Here is an 18,270-nt window from a genome sequence, read left to right on the forward strand (position 1 = left end):
ATTCAAGATAGACATGAATAAGTTGAGTGATGAGATTGTATGCAATATTATACGCTCAAGGTTCTTGTTTTCAACAGAAAAGTAGGTTACAATACGGTTATCACGTTGGAAGTTCTCGGGGAAGTTTTCGGGGATTTGTAACGTTGCCACAAAGATGAACGCAGAAAAAAACAAAATTGTATTGAAATATATACAATTTTGGGATATACTGATGTTGCTTTTTTGTGAAAATATTGTAAGATAAGGGTAAAGCATTGTTAACTAATTAACAAAACTAAATCAAAAGAATTTAGGAGGAATGGAAATGAAACGTTCTATGAAAACCATGGATGGTAACCATGCAGCAGCTCATGCATCATATGCATATACAGATGTTGCGGCTATCTATCCGATCACTCCGTCATCTGTAATGGCAGAAGCTACAGATGAGTGGGCAACACAGGGAAGAAAAAATATTTTCGGTCAGACTGTAAAAGTAACAGAGATGCAGTCCGAGGCTGGTGCAGCCGGTACTGTACACGGTTCTCTGGCAGCAGGTGCTCTGACAACTACTTATACAGCATCTCAGGGTCTTCTCCTGATGATTCCAAACCTTTATAAAATCGCTGGTGAGAGATTACCAGGTGTATTCAACGTATCTGCACGTACACTTGCAAGCCATGCATTATGTATCTTCGGTGATCATTCTGATGTTTATGCCTGTCGCCAGACTGGCTGCGCAATGCTTTGTGAGTCCAGCGTTCAGGAAGTAATGGATCTGACACCGGTTGCTCATTGCTCAGCAATCAAAGGAAGACTTCCGTTCATCAACTTCTTCGATGGTTTCCGTACATCTCATGAGATTCAGAAAATCGAGACATGGGATTATGAAGATCTGAAAGATATGGTAGATCTTGATGCAATCAACGCATATCGCCAGAATGCATTAAATCCAAATCATCCATGTCAGATGGGTTCCGCACAGAATCCGGATATCTTCTTCCAGGCAAGAGAGGCATGCAACCAGACTTATGATGATATGCCTGCAATTGTTCAGGAATACATGGACAAAGTTAATGAAAAACTTGGTACAAACTATAAATTATTCAACTACTATGGTGCAGAAGATGCTGAGAAAGTTATCATCGCTATGGGATCTGTATGTGAGACAATCGATGAGACAATTGATTATCTGATGGCAAAAGGCGAGAAAGTAGGTCTTGTAAAAGTACGTCTGTACAGACCATTCTCAGCAGAAGCTCTGGTTAATACTATTCCGGATTCTGTAAAACAGCTGATCGTTCTTGATAGAACAAAAGAGCCGGGAGCTATGGGTGAGCCACTTTACCTTGATGTAGTTGCTGCATTAAAGAATACAAAATTCGATGCAGTTCCGATCTTTACAGGACGTTACGGACTTGGTTCCAAAGATACAACACCTGGACAGATCATCGCTGTTTATAACAATACAGAAAAAGAAAAATTCACAATCGGTATCGTTGATGATGTTACAAATCTTTCTCTGGAAGTTACAGAGCATCCGGTTACAACTCCGGCTACAACAATCAACTGCAAGTTCTGGGGACTTGGAGCAGATGGTACCGTAGGTGCTAACAAGAACTCCATCAAGATCATCGGTGATAATACTGATATGTATGCTCAGGCTTACTTTGATTATGATTCCAAAAAATCAGGTGGTGTAACCATTTCCCACTTACGTTTTGGTAAAGATCCGATCCGTTCCACATATCTGATCAACAAAGCAAACTTTGTAGCATGCCATTGCCCGGCTTATATCCACAAATATAACATGGTTCAGGATCTGGTTCCGGGTGGAACATTCCTTCTGAACTGCTCATGGGATATGGCAGGACTGGAAGAGCATCTTCCGGGACAGGTAAAACGTTATATTGCAGAGAACGATATTAAGTTCTATACAATTGACGGTATCAAGATCGGTAAAGAAATCGGACTTGGCGGACGTATCAATACAGTACTTCAGTCTGCATTCTTTGCACTTTCCAACATCATTCCGGCTGACAAAGCAAACGAACTGATGAAAGCAGCTGCAAAAGCTACTTATGGTAAAAAAGGTGATAAGATCGTACAGATGAACTACGATGCAATTGATGCCGGTGCTAAGCACGTTGTTAAAATCGAAGTTCCTGAAAGCTGGAAAACAGCAGGTGAAGAGAGCCTTACAGGTGCTGCAGTAACAGGCGCACGTCAGGATGCAGTTGATTTCGTAAACAACATTCAGAAGAAGATCAATGCTCAGATGGGTAATACATTACCGGTATCTGCATTCAAGGATTATGTAGATGGTTCCACACCTTCTGGTACATCCGCTTATGAGAAACGTGGTGTGGCAGTAGACGTTCCGGTATGGGATGTAAATAAATGCATCCAGTGTAACCAGTGTTCTTATGTCTGCCCGCACGCAGCAATCCGTCCGGTTGCTATGACAGAGGCTGAGGCAGCTGCAGCTCCGGAAGGAATGCAGTACAAAGATATGACAGGAATGCCGGGATACAAATTCGCTATCACAATTTCCGCATACGATTGTACCGGATGTGGTTCCTGTGTAAACGTTTGCCCGGATAAGATTCAGGCAATCACAATGCAGAACTTCGAAGCTAATGAGGCAGAGCAGGCTTACTTCGATTATGGTGTATCTGTTCCGGACAAAGCAGAAGTTATTGCTAAATTCAAAGAAAATTCCGTAAAAGGATCTCAGTTCAAACAGCCGCTGCTTGAGTTCTCAGGCGCTTGTGCTGGATGTGGTGAGACACCGTACGCAAAACTGATCACTCAGTTATTCGGTGACAGAATGTACATTGCAAACGCAACAGGATGTTCCTCTATCTGGGGTAACTCTTCACCGTCCACACCATACACAGTAACTCCGGAAGGAAAAGGACCGGCTTGGTCAAACTCCCTGTTCGAGGATGCTGCAGAGTTTGGTTATGGTATGCTTCTCGCAAACAATGCATTAAGAGGTGCATTAAAAGAGAAAGTAGAAGATGTTGTTGCTAACGGAACTAACGAAGATGTAAAATCTGCCGGCCAGGAATGGTTAGATACTTACGGATGCGGCGTTACAAACGGACCTGCTACTGACAAGCTCATCAAAGCGTTAGAGGCATGCGGTTGTGACAAAGCTCAGGAAATCCTTGCTCAGAAAGACTTCCTTGGAAAGAAATCCCAGTGGGTATTCGGTGGTGACGGATGGGCTTACGATATCGGATTCGGTGGCGTAGATCATATCCTTGCAAGTGGCAAAGATATCAACGTAATGGTATTTGATACTGAGGTATATTCCAATACAGGTGGACAGTCTTCCAAATCTACAAACATCGGTGCAATTGCTCAGTTCGCAGCAGGTGGTAAAGATGTTAAGAAGAAAGACCTTGCTTCCATCGCAATGAGCTATGGTTATGTGTATGTAGCACAGATCGCAATGGGTGCTGATATGAATCAGTGCGTGAAAGCAATCGCTGAGGCTGAAGCATATCCGGGACCGTCTCTGATCATTGCTTATGCTCCATGTATCAACCATGGTATCAAGATTGGTATGAGCAAAGCTCAGACAGAGGAGAAGAATGCAGTAGCAGTAGGTTACTGGAATAACTTCCGTTACAATCCGGCTCTGGCTGCTGAAGGCAAGAATGCATTCACTCTTGACAGCAAAGCTCCAAGCGGAGATTACAAAGCATTCCTGAACGGAGAGGTTCGTTACAATGCTCTTGTAAGACAGGATCCGGAGAAAGCAGATCGTCTCTTTGAGAAATCTGAAGAAAATGCAAAGGCAAGATACGCTTACCTGAACAAACTCGTAAAACTTTACGGAACAGAAGAGTAAGAATTTCATCTCAGTCTGATTTGTAAATATTTCGAATGATAATAAGAGGTATGCCGCTTTGGCGGCATGCCTCTTTTACTGTCTTCAGGAGTGGAGGGACTGGAAAAAAAGGTTGATGTTATATCACAAATTGGTTACAATGGTACAGAATGAAAGGATGAAATGAATGAAGAAAAAAGAACATAAGATCGACAGTGTCGAACCGGGCAGCATTGCGGATGAGATGGGAATTGAAGCCGGGGATGTATTGCTGACTGTCAACGGAAAGCCGATCCAGGATGTGTTTGATTATCATTTTCTGATCAATGACGTGACATTGAACCTGTTGATCCGGAAACCGGATGGTGAAGAGTGGGAACTTGAAATAGAGAAAGATTATTATGAAGATCCGGGTATTGTATTTGAAAATGGTCTGATGGATGATTATAAATCCTGCTATAATAAATGTATTTTCTGTTTTATAGATCAGATGCCGCCTAATATGAGGGAGACATTATATTTTAAAGACGACGATTCCAGACTATCTTTTTTACAGGGGAATTATGTAACTCTGACCAATATGAAGGATGAAGATGTGGAGCGTATAATCACTTATAAACTGGCACCGATCAACGTATCTGTGCATGCAATGAATCCGGAGTTGCGTTGCAAGATGCTGCATAACCGTTTTGCCGGAGAAGCACTGAACAAAATCCGCCGTTTTTATGAGGCAGGGATTGAGATGAACGGTCAGATCGTGCTATGCAAAGGGGTTAATGACGGCGCAGAGCTGGAACGAAGTATCCGGGAGCTGGCAGACTATCTACCCTACATGGAAAGTCTTTCTGTGGTACCTGTGGGATTGACAAAATTCCGGGATGGTTTGTATCCGTTGGAGCCGTTTACAAAGGAGGATGCAAAAGAAGTACTGGAGATGATTCATAAATGGCAGAAAATATGCTATGAAAAACACGGTACACATTTTGTGCAGGCATCGGATGAATGGTATCTGCTGGCAGAAGAACCGTTTCCACCGGAAGAAAATTATGATGGATATATTCAGCTGGAAAATGGTGTGGGCATGATTCCATTGTTGGCGAGCGAGTTTGATGCTTGTCTGGAGCTGGAACAGGAAGAGGGAGAAAAAGACCTGTTTCAGTCAAAACGCTCCGGCAGAACCGAAGGTTTTCAACTGTTTGGCAGAAAGAAAAAACAGGTGGCTGCTGAGGGAACATCTGGGTATCGCCGTATTGTATCCATTGCTACCGGAAAATCAGCGGCACCGTTGATGCGGAAGCTGGCAGCAAAGTTTATCTGCCTGCATCCGGATATCAAAGTCAATGTATATCAGATTCGAAATGATTTCTTTGGAGAGATGATTACTGTGTCGGGACTGTTGACAGGACAGGATTTGAAGGCACAGCTGATGGGCCAGGAACTGGGGGATGTATTGTTGCTTCCATGTAATCTGCTGCGCAGCGGAGAAGAAGTATTTTTGGATGATGTGACATTGTCAGAATTGGAAAACGCTTTACAAGTGCCGATTCATATTGTAAAATCAGACGGGCAGTGTCTGTATGAGGAACTGCTTGGTCATAACCTGAACGTAGAATAAGCATTTCCCAGTTTCTGGTGCGTGACGTAACGAAGCAATGGGTAAGCGGATGCTTTATGCGGCAGGAGTTGAGCACTCGCACTGACAGGCTACAAAGCGTCTGCGTTCATGGGCAAGTGGTAAAAGCGGATTGCGAATGTTCGCTTTACAGATCTATAGAAGTAACTTGAGGTTAAACAGAATTCGAAAAGAGACGAGGTATAAAATATGAGTAAACCGGTTGTAGCGGTTGTGGGACGTCCGAATGTAGGAAAGTCTACGTTATTCAATGCCCTGGCAGGAGAACGTATTTCCATCGTGAAGGATACACCGGGTGTCACAAGAGACCGTATTTATGCAGATGTGGAATGGTTGAACCATTCCTTTACTATGGTAGATACTGGCGGTATTGAGCCGGACAGCAAGGATGTAATCCTGTCACAGATGCGTGAACAGGCAGAAATCGCCATTGCTACTGCGGATGTAATCCTTTTTATGACAGATGTACACCAGGGTTTGGTGGATGCGGATGCGAAAGTAGCTGATATGCTGCGCCGTTCGCACAAACCTGTGGTTCTGGTAGTGAACAAAGTGGACAGTTTCCAGAAATATATGTCCGATGTCTATGAGTTTTATAATCTTGGAATCGGTGATCCGCTTCCAATTTCTGCAGCATCCCGCCTTGGAATCGGTGATATGCTGGAGGAGGTTGTAAAGCATTTTCCGGCGTCTGCCCAAGAAGAAGAGGAAGATTCCAGACCAAAGGTAGCCATTATCGGAAAACCAAACGTAGGAAAATCTTCATTGGTCAACAAGCTGGCAGGCGAAGCCCGTGTTATCGTATCTGATATCGCAGGGACAACCCGTGATGCCATTGATACAGAAGTGAAATATAATGGCAAAGAGTATATTTTTATTGATACTGCGGGTCTGCGCCGCAAAAATAAAATCAAAGAAGAAATCGAACGTTACAGCATCATTCGTGCGGTAACAGCGGTGGAGCGCGCAGATGTGGTTGTTATTGTTATCGATGCCACAGAAGGTGTCACTGAGCAGGATGCGAAGATCGCAGGCATTGCTCATGAGCGGGGAAAAGGTATCATTATTGCAGTAAATAAGTGGGATGCCATTGAAAAAGATGACAAGACGATTTATAAACATACAAATAAGATCCGTGAAATTTTAAGTTTTATGTCTTATGCGGAGATTATGTTTATATCTGCTAAGACGGGGCAGCGCCTGAACAAAATGTTTGAAATGATCGATATGGTTCTGGAGAACAATGCAATGCGTGTGGCTACCGGCGTCTTAAATGAGATTATGACAGAAGCAGTGGCAATGCAGCAGCCACCTTCTGATAAAGGCAAACGTCTGAAACTGTATTACATTACACAGGTTGCAGTAAAACCGCCAACATTTGTCATTTTTGTAAATGATAAAGAACTGATGCATTTTTCCTATACGAGATATCTGGAAAACAGAATCCGTGATACTTTTGGGTTCAAAGGAACGGCTCTGAAATTTATCATCCGTGAGAGAAAGGAAGATAAATAATGGTAGTATTTCGAATCATCAGTGCTCTGTTAGGCTACCTGTTTGGTTTATTTCCTACCGGAGTTCTGTATGGAAATGCCCATCATGTGGATATCCGTTCCAAGGGCAGCGGCAATACCGGTACGACAAATTCCCTGCGTGTCCTTGGGTGGAAAGCCGGCGTGATCGTATTTCTCGGTGACTGTCTAAAGGCAGTTGCAGCTATGGTCATTATTTGGTTTGTGGCAAAAGACCGTTATCCGGACACGGTGAAGTTACTGGAACTGTATGCGGGATTCGGTGCGGTTCTGGGACATAATTTTCCATTTTATATGAAGTTTAAAGGTGGGAAAGGTATTGCCAGCAGTGTGGGAATCATTTTTACATTCGACTGGAGAATGGTTCCAATCTGTGCAATTCTCTTTTTTGCATCTGTGGTACCAACGGGATTTATGTCTTTGGGCTCCCTTGGAATCCTCAGTGGATTTTTTGTACAGACCATTGTGTTTGGGCAGATGGGGTGGCTGAAGATTGCTACACAGTTTTTGCCGGAAGTCTATGTGCTTACCGGTATTCTGACAGCACTGGCATTTTGGCAGCATCGGACGAATATCAAACGTCTGGCAACCGGAACGGAGAATAAATTCCGCCCGGCGAAAAAATAATGACAGTTGCGGATGATAGGTATGTATTATACAATGATAGTATAAGAAAAAACATATCATAGGGCAGGGACTACCCGAATAAACGCCTGTGGAGATAATAGATTACAAGGTCTGTGAAGCAGGAGATCCATTGGATTTAGACAATGGGTAAGTTCACTGGTATATAGTAAAAACGGATAACAGGGAGGCAGAAAATGGCAGAAATAGGTGTAATCGGTGCCGGAAGCTGGGGAACAGCGTTGGCAGTAGTTCTGGCCCATAATGGACATCAGGTAACCGTATGGTCAATTTTGGAAGAAGAAGTGGAAATGCTGACCAGAGAGCATGAGCATAAAGATAAGCTTCCGGACGTAAGAATCCCGGAGACAGTGACATTCACCACGGATCTGAAGACTGCGGCAGAGGGAAAAGAAATGGTTGTATTGGCAGTACCGTCACCCTTTACCAGAAGTACAGCACATAATCTGGCCGAATTTATCACAGAGGGGCAGTTGATTGTTATCGTGTCCAAGGGTATTGAAGAAAGTACCCTGATGATTCAGTCTGAGATTGTGGAACAGGAGATTCCGCAGGCAGATGTAGCAGTTATGTCTGGTCCGAGTCATGCGGAGGAAGTTGGCCGTGGTTTACCGACTACTGTGGTGGCAGGTGCACATACAAAACAGTCTGCTGAGCAGGTCCAGACGTTCTTTATGAATGAAGTGTTTCGTGTCTATACAAGTCCGGACATGCTGGGGATAGAGTTGGGGGCTTCCCTGAAAAATGTTATTGCGCTGGCAGCCGGAATGGCAGACGGACTTGGTTATGGTGATAACACAAAAGCAGCTCTGATCACCCGTGGAATCAAGGAAATCAGCCGCTTAGGCGTTGCTATGGGTGCAAATACCGAGACATTGAACGGATTGTCCGGCATCGGTGATCTTATCGTAACCTGTGCCAGCCGTCACAGCCGGAACCGAAAAGCCGGTATGTTGATCGGTCGTGGCTATTCGATGCAGCAGGCAATGGATGAGGTCAAAATGGTCGTGGAAGGTGTTTATTCAGCGAAAGCTGCCATTGCCCTCGCTAAAAAATATGAAATCAATATGCCGATTATTGAACAGGTGAATGCTGTGCTTTTCGAAAATCAGCCGGCTAAAGATGCTGTAATGGAGCTGATGCTGAGGGATAAAAAGGCAGAACATGAGGATATTCTGTGGTAGCGTGCAGCGTGTGTTTTACTGCGTTCATGAGCAAGTAGCAAAAGCGGATTGCGAATGTCCGCTTTACTGAAAAAATATCCGGGAAAAGCAGATAACAGAACATATGATTGGGGGATGACAGAATGCTGATACAATGCGGAAAATGTGGTAAAGTGTATGATTATGACAAGTACAGCGGGATTTGCCCGAAGTGTGCGCGGTATAACCGGTTGGACAGTCGGGAGGATATGGAACAAAACATGCATGACAGATATGATACCGGGAGCCATCCGCATCAGCATGACTGGTATCAGGAACCCAAAAATACTTACAAGCACAGTCCGAAGTCCTATGCACATGAGGAAGAGAAACGTGAAACTGGGTGGAAGTCAGCTGACAGATCCGATAACAGCGAAATCAGAGAGCATATGGGAGTAAAAATTTTCGTTATTGTGATATGTATGATCGTCGGTATTTCGGCAGTAGCAGCGGTTCTGTTTTCTCATGTACAGGATATTTTCAATGATGGATGGGAGATTGGTGATCAGGATTACGAACAGACAGAGGAAGTGATTGATCCGGAATATCAAAACCGCATTTATGTAGATTATGCATGGGCGGATTATCTGGGAGATGAGCTCAGCGAGGTAGACTGGGAGGAATATGTGAATGATTATTTCACAGAGGCTACCGATGGAGAACTGGAACAGCTTTCCACACTTACGACAGAACCCGGATATGTGTATTATCTGATTTCTATAAATATCAAAAACAATCTGCCTGAAACGTATAATCTGTCATACCTGACGGCTGATCTGATCAGTTTCTGGTCCGATGAAGATATGGATGGTAATCCAGACACTTATTATCCGGTGGAAAAACTGTTTACTATCAGTCAGCCGGAGACGGAGTCCATGGATAATAATTATATCGATGTACTTGTAGCAGTTCCGGAAGAACTGGAAGATCTTTATGGTGCTTGTGCCTTGAATGACAATACAGAAGAATTTGATTGTTATTTATATCAGGATTAGGATGATAAAATCATTGATATAAAATACATAAAAGCAGTAGGAGACCTGGTGTTTACAGAGGATACCAGGTCTTCTTAGCGTAATTACGTAATCAGAATTGTGCTTATCAATAAATGGAGGAAGATAAAATGGAAAACATTCGAATTAAATATTTTACGGATAAAATTGATAAACTGGAGTATATCGACGGAAAATCTGACTGGATTGATCTGCGAGCCAGCGAGACCGTAGAATTAAAGGCTGGTGAATTTAAGTTGATTCCGCTGGGCGTTGCCATGGAGTTGCCGAAGGGATATGAGGCACATGTGGTTCCACGCAGTTCCACCTTTAAAAACTATGGCCTGTTGCAGGTGAACAGCTGCGGCATTATTGATGGTTCTTACTGTGGCGATGAAGATATGTGGCGGATGCCGGTATATGCGACCCGTGATACGGTTGTAAATCTTAATGACAGAATCTGTCAGTTCCGAATTATGCAAAATCAGCCACAGATAGTGTTCCAGGAGGTAAATGCTCTGGGAAACAGTAACCGTGGTGGCTTTGGCAGTACCGGAAAACAATAATCTGCGGTTGAATGTCCACTTTACAAACAAGTTCGTTAAAATGTCAAAAAAATTGGAAACCTATCGGCGTAATGCTGAAAAATTATGAGATATATACAAAAAACTGGCAGAAATAACAAGGTTTTGATGGTAATTTTGTTAAAATACCTGATGACAAAAGAAACACAATTTGTTAAAATAACAACATAAAGCAAAGCAGTGGTTTTGTGGAGAATTATTTTATGGAGGGTAATTAAAAATGGCAGAATTATCATTGAAACACGTTTATAAGAGATATCCAAACGGTTTTGAGGCTGTAAAGGATTTTAACCTTGATGTAGCAGATAAAGAATTTATCATCTTCGTAGGTCCGTCTGGATGTGGTAAATCTACAACACTTCGTATGATCGCAGGTCTGGAGGAAATTTCTGAAGGTGAGTTCGATATCGACGGTAAAAGAATGAACGATGTTGAACCGAAAGACAGAGATATTGCCATGGTATTCCAGAACTATGCATTATATCCTCATATGACAGTATATAATAATATGGCATTTGCGTTAAAATTAAGAAAAGTTCCGAAAGACGAGATCGATAAAAAAGTTCGTAACGCAGCAAGAATTCTTGATCTTGAGAAATTACTGGATCGTAAACCAAAAGCTCTTTCCGGTGGACAGAGACAGCGTGTTGCCATGGGACGTGCTATTGTGCGAGAGCCGAAAGTATTCCTGATGGATGAGCCGCTTTCCAACCTGGATGCAAAATTAAGAGTACAGATGCGTTCTGAGATTTCTTCCTTACATCAGAGACTTGGTGCAACTATCATCTATGTAACTCATGATCAGACTGAGGCTATGACACTTGGTACAAGAATCGTTGTTATGAAAGACGGTGTCATCATGCAGGTAGATTCTCCGCAGAAACTGTATAATGAGCCGAACAACCTGTTTGTTGCAGGATTCATCGGTTCTCCGCAGATGAACTTCATGGATTGCGTATGCAAAATCGAGGGTGACAAAGTTACTCTGACAAATGGCGATGCAACTTATGTAATGCCTGCAAATAAAGCAAAGGCATTAAAAGATGGTGGATATGACGGAAAGACGGTTGTATTTGGTATTCGTCCGGATGATATGGATGATTATTCTGAGTATATTGAAAAACATGCAGGATATACGATCAAAGCAAAATGTACCGGATATGAGCTGCTTGGTTCTGAAGTATTACTGTACTACACAACTAATGGTGTCACAATGACTGCTAAAGTTGATTCCACTACACCATGCCGCTATGGTGATGATGTGACAGTTGCTTTCGATATCGACAAAGGACATATTTTCGACAAAGAGACAGAGCAGATTATTTCACACTAAGAGATGAAATACAATTGTATGTACATTGAGGCAGTTGTGTAGATATAAGACTGGGTATGAGTATCATACCCAGTTTTGTTGTATAGGGTGTTCCTTCCCTGTACGTCAATAATTGATTTGGGAGGTAAGAACAGTGGCGGAAGCACATATATCCGGGAAAAAACTGACGCAGGCATTGCGTGAAATGAAAGAAATATCCAGAATGGATTTCGTCCTTTTTTCAAAAAAAGGAAAACTTCTGGCGTCGACCTGTCCCGAACCGGATATGAAGATGCAGGAGTTTGTGACACAGTTTGGAAAATCCATGGCAGAAAGTCAGACGATCCAGGACTGGATTTTCCTGAAAATCGAGATTAATGAGAAAACAGAACACATTTTACTGGTCAATAAAAATGGAAGTGAGGACTCTTCCTATGTCATTGGACGGATGGCAGCCTGCCAGATCCGAAATTTGTACCTGTCTGCACAAGAGCCGGTAAATGAGACTAATTTTCTGCGCCGCATGCTGCATGGCGATTATTCTGAACGGCAGATACGGGAAGAAAATCAGGAAGTCCGACTGAAAAGCGGATCGTATTTGTTATATGTGATACGTCTGGCGACAGAACAGGATGAGATTGTCATGGAAACATTGAAGAATCTGTTTGTCTTGTATAATGTAGATTATCTGGTGGATGTGGAAGAGGACTGTGTCGTGCTGATCAAAAATGTTCAGGGCATGGAGATGAAGGCAGAACAATATGCACGCTGCATTATAGATAATCTTCAGACAGAGGCCATGATCAATGCCTGGGTGGGCTATTCGGATCCGGCAGAGAGTTTTTTGGACTTCCGTAGCCGGTATCAGCAGGCATGTACGGCGTTGCAGATTGGAACGGTATTTTATGACGAAGAGCGGGTGTTTTATTACCGTCATCTTGGTCTTGGACGGATTATTCAACAGCTGTCCCCGGAACTTTGTGATCTTTTTCTGGAAGAAGTACTGGGAGAGCACGCAGAGGTGGAACTGGACGAGGAGACTCTGGCGACGATCAATCATCTGTTTGACAACAATCTAAACATATCTGAGACGGCCAGACAGCTCTTTATTCATCGCAATACGCTGGTGTATCGTCTGGAACGTATCGAAAAGAAACTTGGTCTGGATATACGGACTTTTGAAGATGCGATGTTATTCAAAATCGCAATGATGGTTCGTACCCGTCGAAATACAATTGCACAGGAAGCACAATCCATAGTTGCCAAATAAAAACTGAAGTGGTAAAATAATATAATACCCAGTGACGTATGTTGCTGGGTACTTACACGTTAAGCAATAAAGGGTACAGGAGTAAAAAATCAGATATGAGTATAAACGAAAAAAAGAAAGTCTGGGTGGTAGGACATAAGAATCCGGATACAGATTCTATCTGTGCTGCCATCGCTTATGCAAATCTGAAAAATCAGGCGGACGGGAATCGATACGAGGCAAAACGTGCCGGTGAACTGAATGAAGAGACAAAATATGTGCTGGATACATTTGGGGTAAAATCGCCTGGATTGATCACAGACGTTGGGGCACAGGTAAAGGATATCGAGATTCGGAAGACCCCGGGTGTCAGCGGCAAAATTTCTCTGAAACGTGCCTGGGAAATGATGAAGGAGCAGAATGTTGTAACGCTTCCGGTGACGGATAAGGAGAATAATCTTGAGGGTCTGATCATTACAGGTGATATTGCAACTTCTTATATGGATGTATATGATAACAGTATTTTGTCCCGTGCCAAGACACAGTATCAGAATATTGTGGATACACTGGACGGAACTATGCTGTGTGGCAATGAGCATGCATACTTTATGAAAGGAAAAGTAGTGGTTGGCTCTGCAAATCCGGAAACCATGGAACAGTTTCTGGAGGATGATGATCTGGTTATCATGGGAAACCGTTATGATGCTCAGATCTGTGCACTGGAGTCCAATGCAAGCTGTATTGTGATCGCCGGAAGCCCACAGGTTCCGAAAACGATTGTAAAAATGGCAGAGGAGAAGCATTGCGTACTGATCACAACGGATTACGATACTTATACAGCAGCCCGTCTGATCAACCAGAGCATGCCAATCAAATTCTTTATGCGCCGGGAACAGTTGGTCACTTTTGAAACAGAAGAGTATATTGACGAGGTACGCGAGATTATGTCCAAGGAAAAACATCGTGATTTTCCGGTACTGGACGAGGATGGCAAATACATCGGCATGATTTCCAGACGAAACCTGTTGAATATGAAGAAAAAACAGTTGATTCTGGTGGATCATAATGAAAAGACACAGGCAGTAGACGGCATTAGTGGAGCGGATATTCTGGAGATCATTGATCACCACCGGATTGGAAGTCTTGAGACGATGTCCCCGGTATTTTTCCGGAATCAGCCACTGGGATGTACAGCAACAATCATCTATCAGATGTATCAGGAGCAGAAGGTTGCCATTGATAAAAAAGTAGCAGGATTACTCTGTTCGGCAATTCTGTCTGACACACTGATGTACCGTTCTCCGACCTGCACACCGCTTGATAAGGCTGTTGCAGAAGAACTGGCACAGATCGCTGATATCAATATCGAGGAGCACGCAAAAGCAATGTTCCAGGCCGGCAGTGATTTCGGAAGCAAAACACCGGAAGAAATTTTCTATCAGGATTTCAAAACTTTCAGCCAGGATGGTGTGGAGTTTGGTGTCGGTCAGCTCAGTGCCATGACCCAGGAAGAACTGGAGCAGGTGCGTGACAAATTACTGCCATATTTGCGGGACGTTCTGGTAGAACGAAAAATCGAGATGGTATTTGTGATGCTGACAAATATTATTGAAGAGACAACTTATCTTATCTGTGCGGGTGAAAAGGCAGATGACTTAGTAGAAAAAGCATACCATGTTCATAAAGAAGGCGATTATCATGTCTTGAAAGGTGTTGTATCCAGAAAGAAGCAGCTGATTCCGATGTTTATGTCAGCGATGCAGGAACAGTAGAGTCTGCAATCATAAAGTGAGAAAGGATAAGAGAGCGATGGAAAGAGAGTATTGGAAAGCAGGAAACATGCTTTATCCGGTGCCGGCAGTGATGATCAGCTGTCAGAGACCGGGAGAGCGTCCGAATATTATTACGGTTGCCTGGACCGGAACAATCTGTTCTGATCCGGCGATGGTGTCTATTTCTGTTAGGAAAGAGCGTTATTCTTATGATATTATCAGAGAAACTGGAGAATTCGTCATCAACCTTACTACAAATGATCTGACTTTTGCAACCGATTACTGTGGTGTGAAGTCCGGAAAGGATGTAGATAAGTTTAAAGAAATGAATCTGACACCGAGTAAGTCAAAGACGATTTCCGCACCTGGTATTTCAGAAAGCCCGGTAAGTCTGGAATGTAAAGTAAAGCAGGTGTTGGAACTTGGTTCACACGATATGTTTCTGGCGGAGGTGACGGCAGTATCAGTCGATCCGAAATATATGGATGAGAAGGGAAAATTTCATTTGAATGATATCGGTCTGACGGCTTATTCTCATGGTGAATATTTTAAGCTTGGAGAGAAGATCGGGTCTTTCGGTTATAGTGTGAAAAAGAAATAGAAACTCTGAATGAAAAATATTAAATAAAAAAGAACAGGATATAGCAATCGGAAGAGCCAGTTGCTATATCCTGTTCTTTTCTTTTTATCGGATCAGAGTGTCCATTAGCATTTCATATACATCAAAATTTGACCGTTTCCAGTTACGGCAGACAGCCTCTGCCTGATCACGGTTCTGTACATGAATTGTCAGATCTACCAGGTCAGTGCGTTGATTCTGAATTCGACAACGGACAGCATATCCATGATTAGCTGCTTTATAGTAATCGGCAAAAATTGCCGTTTCCTGTCGCAGATCAAAATGATGAGCCTGAAAATAAGTACGGATATCTTCTTTGATGGCATCGGATATTTTTGTGTGGAAAAAATCCAGGGTTTGTCGGCCGTAGTCTGTCAGGTGATAGCGGGTATTGTTATGGGTGGATTCGGCAGTGATCAGATCTGTCTGCAGAAGACTGGTGATCGCTTCTTGTACCGTGAAATAATTTGTATATTCTTTTTCCAGAACAAAATTTGTGATTTGTGTGTTAGTCAGCGGATATTCGACCAGGTTCAGCATATACAGGATCATAACGCGGTACATGGTGTCTAATTCTGTCATGGTTCAATGCCTTCTTTCTATATTCTCCTGCATATCTTGTAGTAAGAATGTCAACAGCATAGTATCAGGATTGAAATTTACTTCCCTGATAGGTCTTTCGTTCTTGCAGACGCTTACGGATGGTATTCAGCACTCGTTTTTTATCCGTGCTCCAGCGGGGAGCCAGCAGCAGGGCGCGGGGACCGTCCCCGGTAATGCGGTGTACCACCATGGAAGGGGGAAGCAGTTCCAGACAGTCTGCGATAAAATCACAGTATTCTTCCAGCGTAAAGAGTGGAAATGGATGCTGTTCATAATAATCTGCCAGATCAGTATCAGACAGTACATGAAGCAACTGCAACTTGACACCGGATACCGTAGAATGTGCCACATAGTTTACCGTATCCAGCATATCCTGCTTTGTCTCACCGGGGAGTCCGAGAATGACATGGGTGATCACCGGAATTTTACAGGTGTGTAAGGCTGTCACTGCCGTTTCATAACATGCCAGTGAAAATTCTCTGCGGATAAAATCTGCTGTTTTCTCATGGATTGTCTGGAGCCCGAATTCTATCCACACCGGTTTGATCTGGTTCAATTCGGACAACAGTGTGAGGATTTCATCATTGATACAGTCCGGTCTTGTGGCGATGGATAGTACAACAATGTCTGGATGGCGGATCGCTTCCAGAAAAAGCGGGCGTAGATAAGAGACAGGGGCATAGGTGTTTGTATACGCCTGAAAATAGGCGATAAATTTGCGGCATTTTGTTTTAGCTGCCAGTTTCTTTTGACCGGATGCAATCTGTTCACTTACAGAGAGCAGATGATTTTCAGCAAAATCACCGGAGCCACCGCGGCTGCAGAAGATACAGCCGCGGGTTCCCTTGGTGCCGTCACGGTTCGGGCAGGTCATACCACCATTCAATGAAATACGATATACTTTTTCACCAAAAGTTTCTTTCAGATAGGTGTCCAGTGAATAAAAATGATTCTGATTCATATATCCTAAGCTTCAATGTGAGATTTTACAGCCTGGCTGACTACATCAGATACACGTGGATCAAATGGCTCAGGCATGATGAAATCTTCGTTTAATTCTTCATCGCTGACAAGATCTGCAATTGCTTTGGCAGCGGCAAGTTTCATTTCTTCTGTGATCTGACGTGCATGTCCTTCCAGAGCACCTTTGAAGATGCCAGGAAAAGCAATGACGTTATTTACCTGGTTCGGGAAATCGCTGCGACCGGTTCCGACTACTTTTGCACCTGCAGCTTTCGCTACATCCGGCATGATTTCTGGAACCGGATTCGCCATGGCAAAGAGAATCGCATCTTTGTTCATGGAAGCGACCATTTCTGCGGAGACAATATTCGGAGCAGATACACCGACAAAGATATCAGCACCGCGGAGAGCGTCTGCCAGTGTACCGGTCTGTTTTTCCAGGTTTGTTACTTCTGTCATTTTCTGCTGCATCCAGTTCAGATCCGGATAATCTTTTCCGATGATGCCGAACTTGTCACACATAGTCACATGTTTGAATCCATAGGTAAGCAGTAATTTTGTGATGGCTATACCGGCAGAACCTGCACCGTTTACAACGACGCGGCAAGTTTCTTTCTGTTTGCCGGTAACGCGCAGGGCATTGATGATACCAGCCAGTACAACGATGGCAGTTCCGTGCTGATCATCATGAAATACTGGAATGTTCAGCATGGATTTTAAACGTTCTTCAATTTCAAAACATCTCGGTGCAGAGATATCTTCCAGGTTGATGCCGCCAAAGGTAGGTGCGATATTTGCAACTGTGCGGATAATTTCTTCTGTGTCCTGTGTGTCCAGTACGATAGGAATTGCATTGACATCTGCGAATTCTTTGAAGAGTACGCATTTTCCTTCCATAACCGGCATAGCAGCCAGAGCACCGATGTTACCGAGACCAAGAACGGCACTTCCGTCAGAGATAACAGCGACGGTATTTGCTTTCATCGTGTAGGTGTAGGCAGCAGAAGGATCCTCTGCAATGACTTTACATGGCTCTGCAACGCCCGGAGTGTATGCGATTGATAAATCTTCCCGGGATTTTACCGGAGATTTTGCTTCCGTGGAAAGCTTTCCGTTCCACTGTTTATGTAATGCTAATGCTTTTTCTTTTAAATCCATGTTCGTGGCTCCTTTGTAATCATTTTTCCTGCCTATCATACCATCAAAAAAAACACAAATCAAGGAATTCAAAAAAATACTTCCTATTTAAAGGATTTTAGTGTATAATACGGTTCTGACAAGTATTCGTGTCGATTCTGACAAGAAAATCCAATGAAACTATGAAATGATAAACAGAACAGATGA

The 18,270-nt window shown here is 43.2% G+C and carries 14 protein-coding genes; 11 read left to right on the top strand and 3 right to left on the bottom strand.

Going from position 1 to position 18,270, the window contains the following annotated elements:
- Positions 1-304: 304 nt before the first annotated feature.
- The 11 genes from nifJ to ACIRUQ_RS04400 all read left to right on the top strand — a co-directional run bounded on the left by nifJ (position 305) and on the right by ACIRUQ_RS04400 (position 15,342).
- Positions 305-3,841 carry a pyruvate:ferredoxin (flavodoxin) oxidoreductase gene (gene nifJ / locus ACIRUQ_RS04350; protein ID WP_055288879.1) on the top strand — a complete coding sequence of 1,179 codons (3,537 nt, stop codon included), beginning with the start codon at positions 305-307 and terminating at the stop codon, positions 3,839-3,841.
- A 166-nt stretch (positions 3,842-4,007) separates the two neighbouring features.
- Positions 4,008-5,435, top strand: a complete 1,428-nt coding sequence (locus ACIRUQ_RS04355) for a DUF512 domain-containing protein (protein ID WP_055288877.1) — start codon at positions 4,008-4,010, stop codon at positions 5,433-5,435.
- A gap of 207 nt (positions 5,436-5,642) precedes the next feature.
- Positions 5,643-6,968 (top strand): ribosome biogenesis GTPase Der, encoded by a 1,326-nt coding sequence (gene der / locus ACIRUQ_RS04360; RefSeq protein ID WP_021739738.1) that lies wholly within the window; start codon positions 5,643-5,645, stop codon positions 6,966-6,968.
- Complete coding sequence (gene plsY, locus ACIRUQ_RS04365; RefSeq protein ID WP_055288875.1) at positions 6,968-7,612, top strand: glycerol-3-phosphate 1-O-acyltransferase PlsY; 645 nt, start codon at positions 6,968-6,970, stop codon at positions 7,610-7,612. The genes der and plsY overlap by 1 nt, the downstream gene beginning before the upstream one ends.
- Before the next feature lie 194 nt (positions 7,613-7,806).
- A complete protein-coding gene (locus tag ACIRUQ_RS04370; protein ID WP_021739740.1) occupies positions 7,807-8,814 on the top strand; it encodes an NAD(P)H-dependent glycerol-3-phosphate dehydrogenase in 1,008 nt (335 codons plus the stop codon).
- A 122-nt stretch (positions 8,815-8,936) separates the two neighbouring features.
- Positions 8,937-9,827, top strand: a complete 891-nt coding sequence (locus ACIRUQ_RS04375; protein WP_055288873.1) for a hypothetical protein — start codon at positions 8,937-8,939, stop codon at positions 9,825-9,827.
- Positions 9,828-9,955: 128 nt separating this feature from the next.
- A complete protein-coding gene (locus ACIRUQ_RS04380) occupies positions 9,956-10,390 on the top strand; it encodes a dUTP diphosphatase (protein ID WP_055288871.1) in 435 nt (144 codons plus the stop codon).
- A 238-nt stretch (positions 10,391-10,628) separates the two neighbouring features.
- Complete coding sequence (locus tag ACIRUQ_RS04385) at positions 10,629-11,741, top strand: ABC transporter ATP-binding protein (protein WP_021739743.1); 1,113 nt, start codon at positions 10,629-10,631, stop codon at positions 11,739-11,741.
- A gap of 133 nt (positions 11,742-11,874) precedes the next feature.
- Positions 11,875-12,990 (top strand): CdaR family transcriptional regulator, encoded by a 1,116-nt coding sequence (locus ACIRUQ_RS04390; RefSeq protein ID WP_021739744.1) that lies wholly within the window; start codon positions 11,875-11,877, stop codon positions 12,988-12,990.
- Positions 12,991-13,085: 95 nt separating this feature from the next.
- Positions 13,086-14,741, top strand: a complete 1,656-nt coding sequence (locus ACIRUQ_RS04395) for a putative manganese-dependent inorganic diphosphatase (protein WP_044964016.1) — start codon at positions 13,086-13,088, stop codon at positions 14,739-14,741.
- 37 nt (positions 14,742-14,778) lie between these two features.
- Positions 14,779-15,342 carry a flavin reductase family protein gene (locus ACIRUQ_RS04400; RefSeq protein WP_022035241.1) on the top strand — a complete coding sequence of 188 codons (564 nt, stop codon included), beginning with the start codon at positions 14,779-14,781 and terminating at the stop codon, positions 15,340-15,342.
- A gap of 84 nt (positions 15,343-15,426) precedes the next feature.
- Here the strand turns inward: ACIRUQ_RS04400 and ACIRUQ_RS04405 are convergent, their stop codons facing one another.
- The 3 genes from ACIRUQ_RS04405 to ACIRUQ_RS04415 form a co-directional block, all read right to left on the bottom strand.
- A complete protein-coding gene (locus tag ACIRUQ_RS04405; protein WP_021739747.1) occupies positions 15,427-15,942 on the bottom strand; it encodes a DUF4364 family protein in 516 nt (171 codons plus the stop codon).
- Positions 15,943-16,006: 64 nt separating this feature from the next.
- Positions 16,007-16,924 carry a TIGR01212 family radical SAM protein gene (locus tag ACIRUQ_RS04410; protein WP_021739748.1) on the bottom strand — a complete coding sequence of 306 codons (918 nt, stop codon included), beginning with the start codon at positions 16,922-16,924 and terminating at the stop codon, positions 16,007-16,009.
- Between the two features lie 5 nt (positions 16,925-16,929).
- On the bottom strand, positions 16,930-18,084 hold the full coding sequence (locus tag ACIRUQ_RS04415; protein WP_022035239.1) for an NADP-dependent malic enzyme: 1,155 nt from the start codon (positions 18,082-18,084) through the stop codon (positions 16,930-16,932).
- Positions 18,085-18,270 lie beyond the last annotated feature (186 nt).

Source organism: Eubacterium ramulus (genome assembly GCF_045002895.1).
Lineage (GTDB): Bacteria > Bacillota > Clostridia > Lachnospirales > Lachnospiraceae > Eubacterium_I > Eubacterium_I ramulus.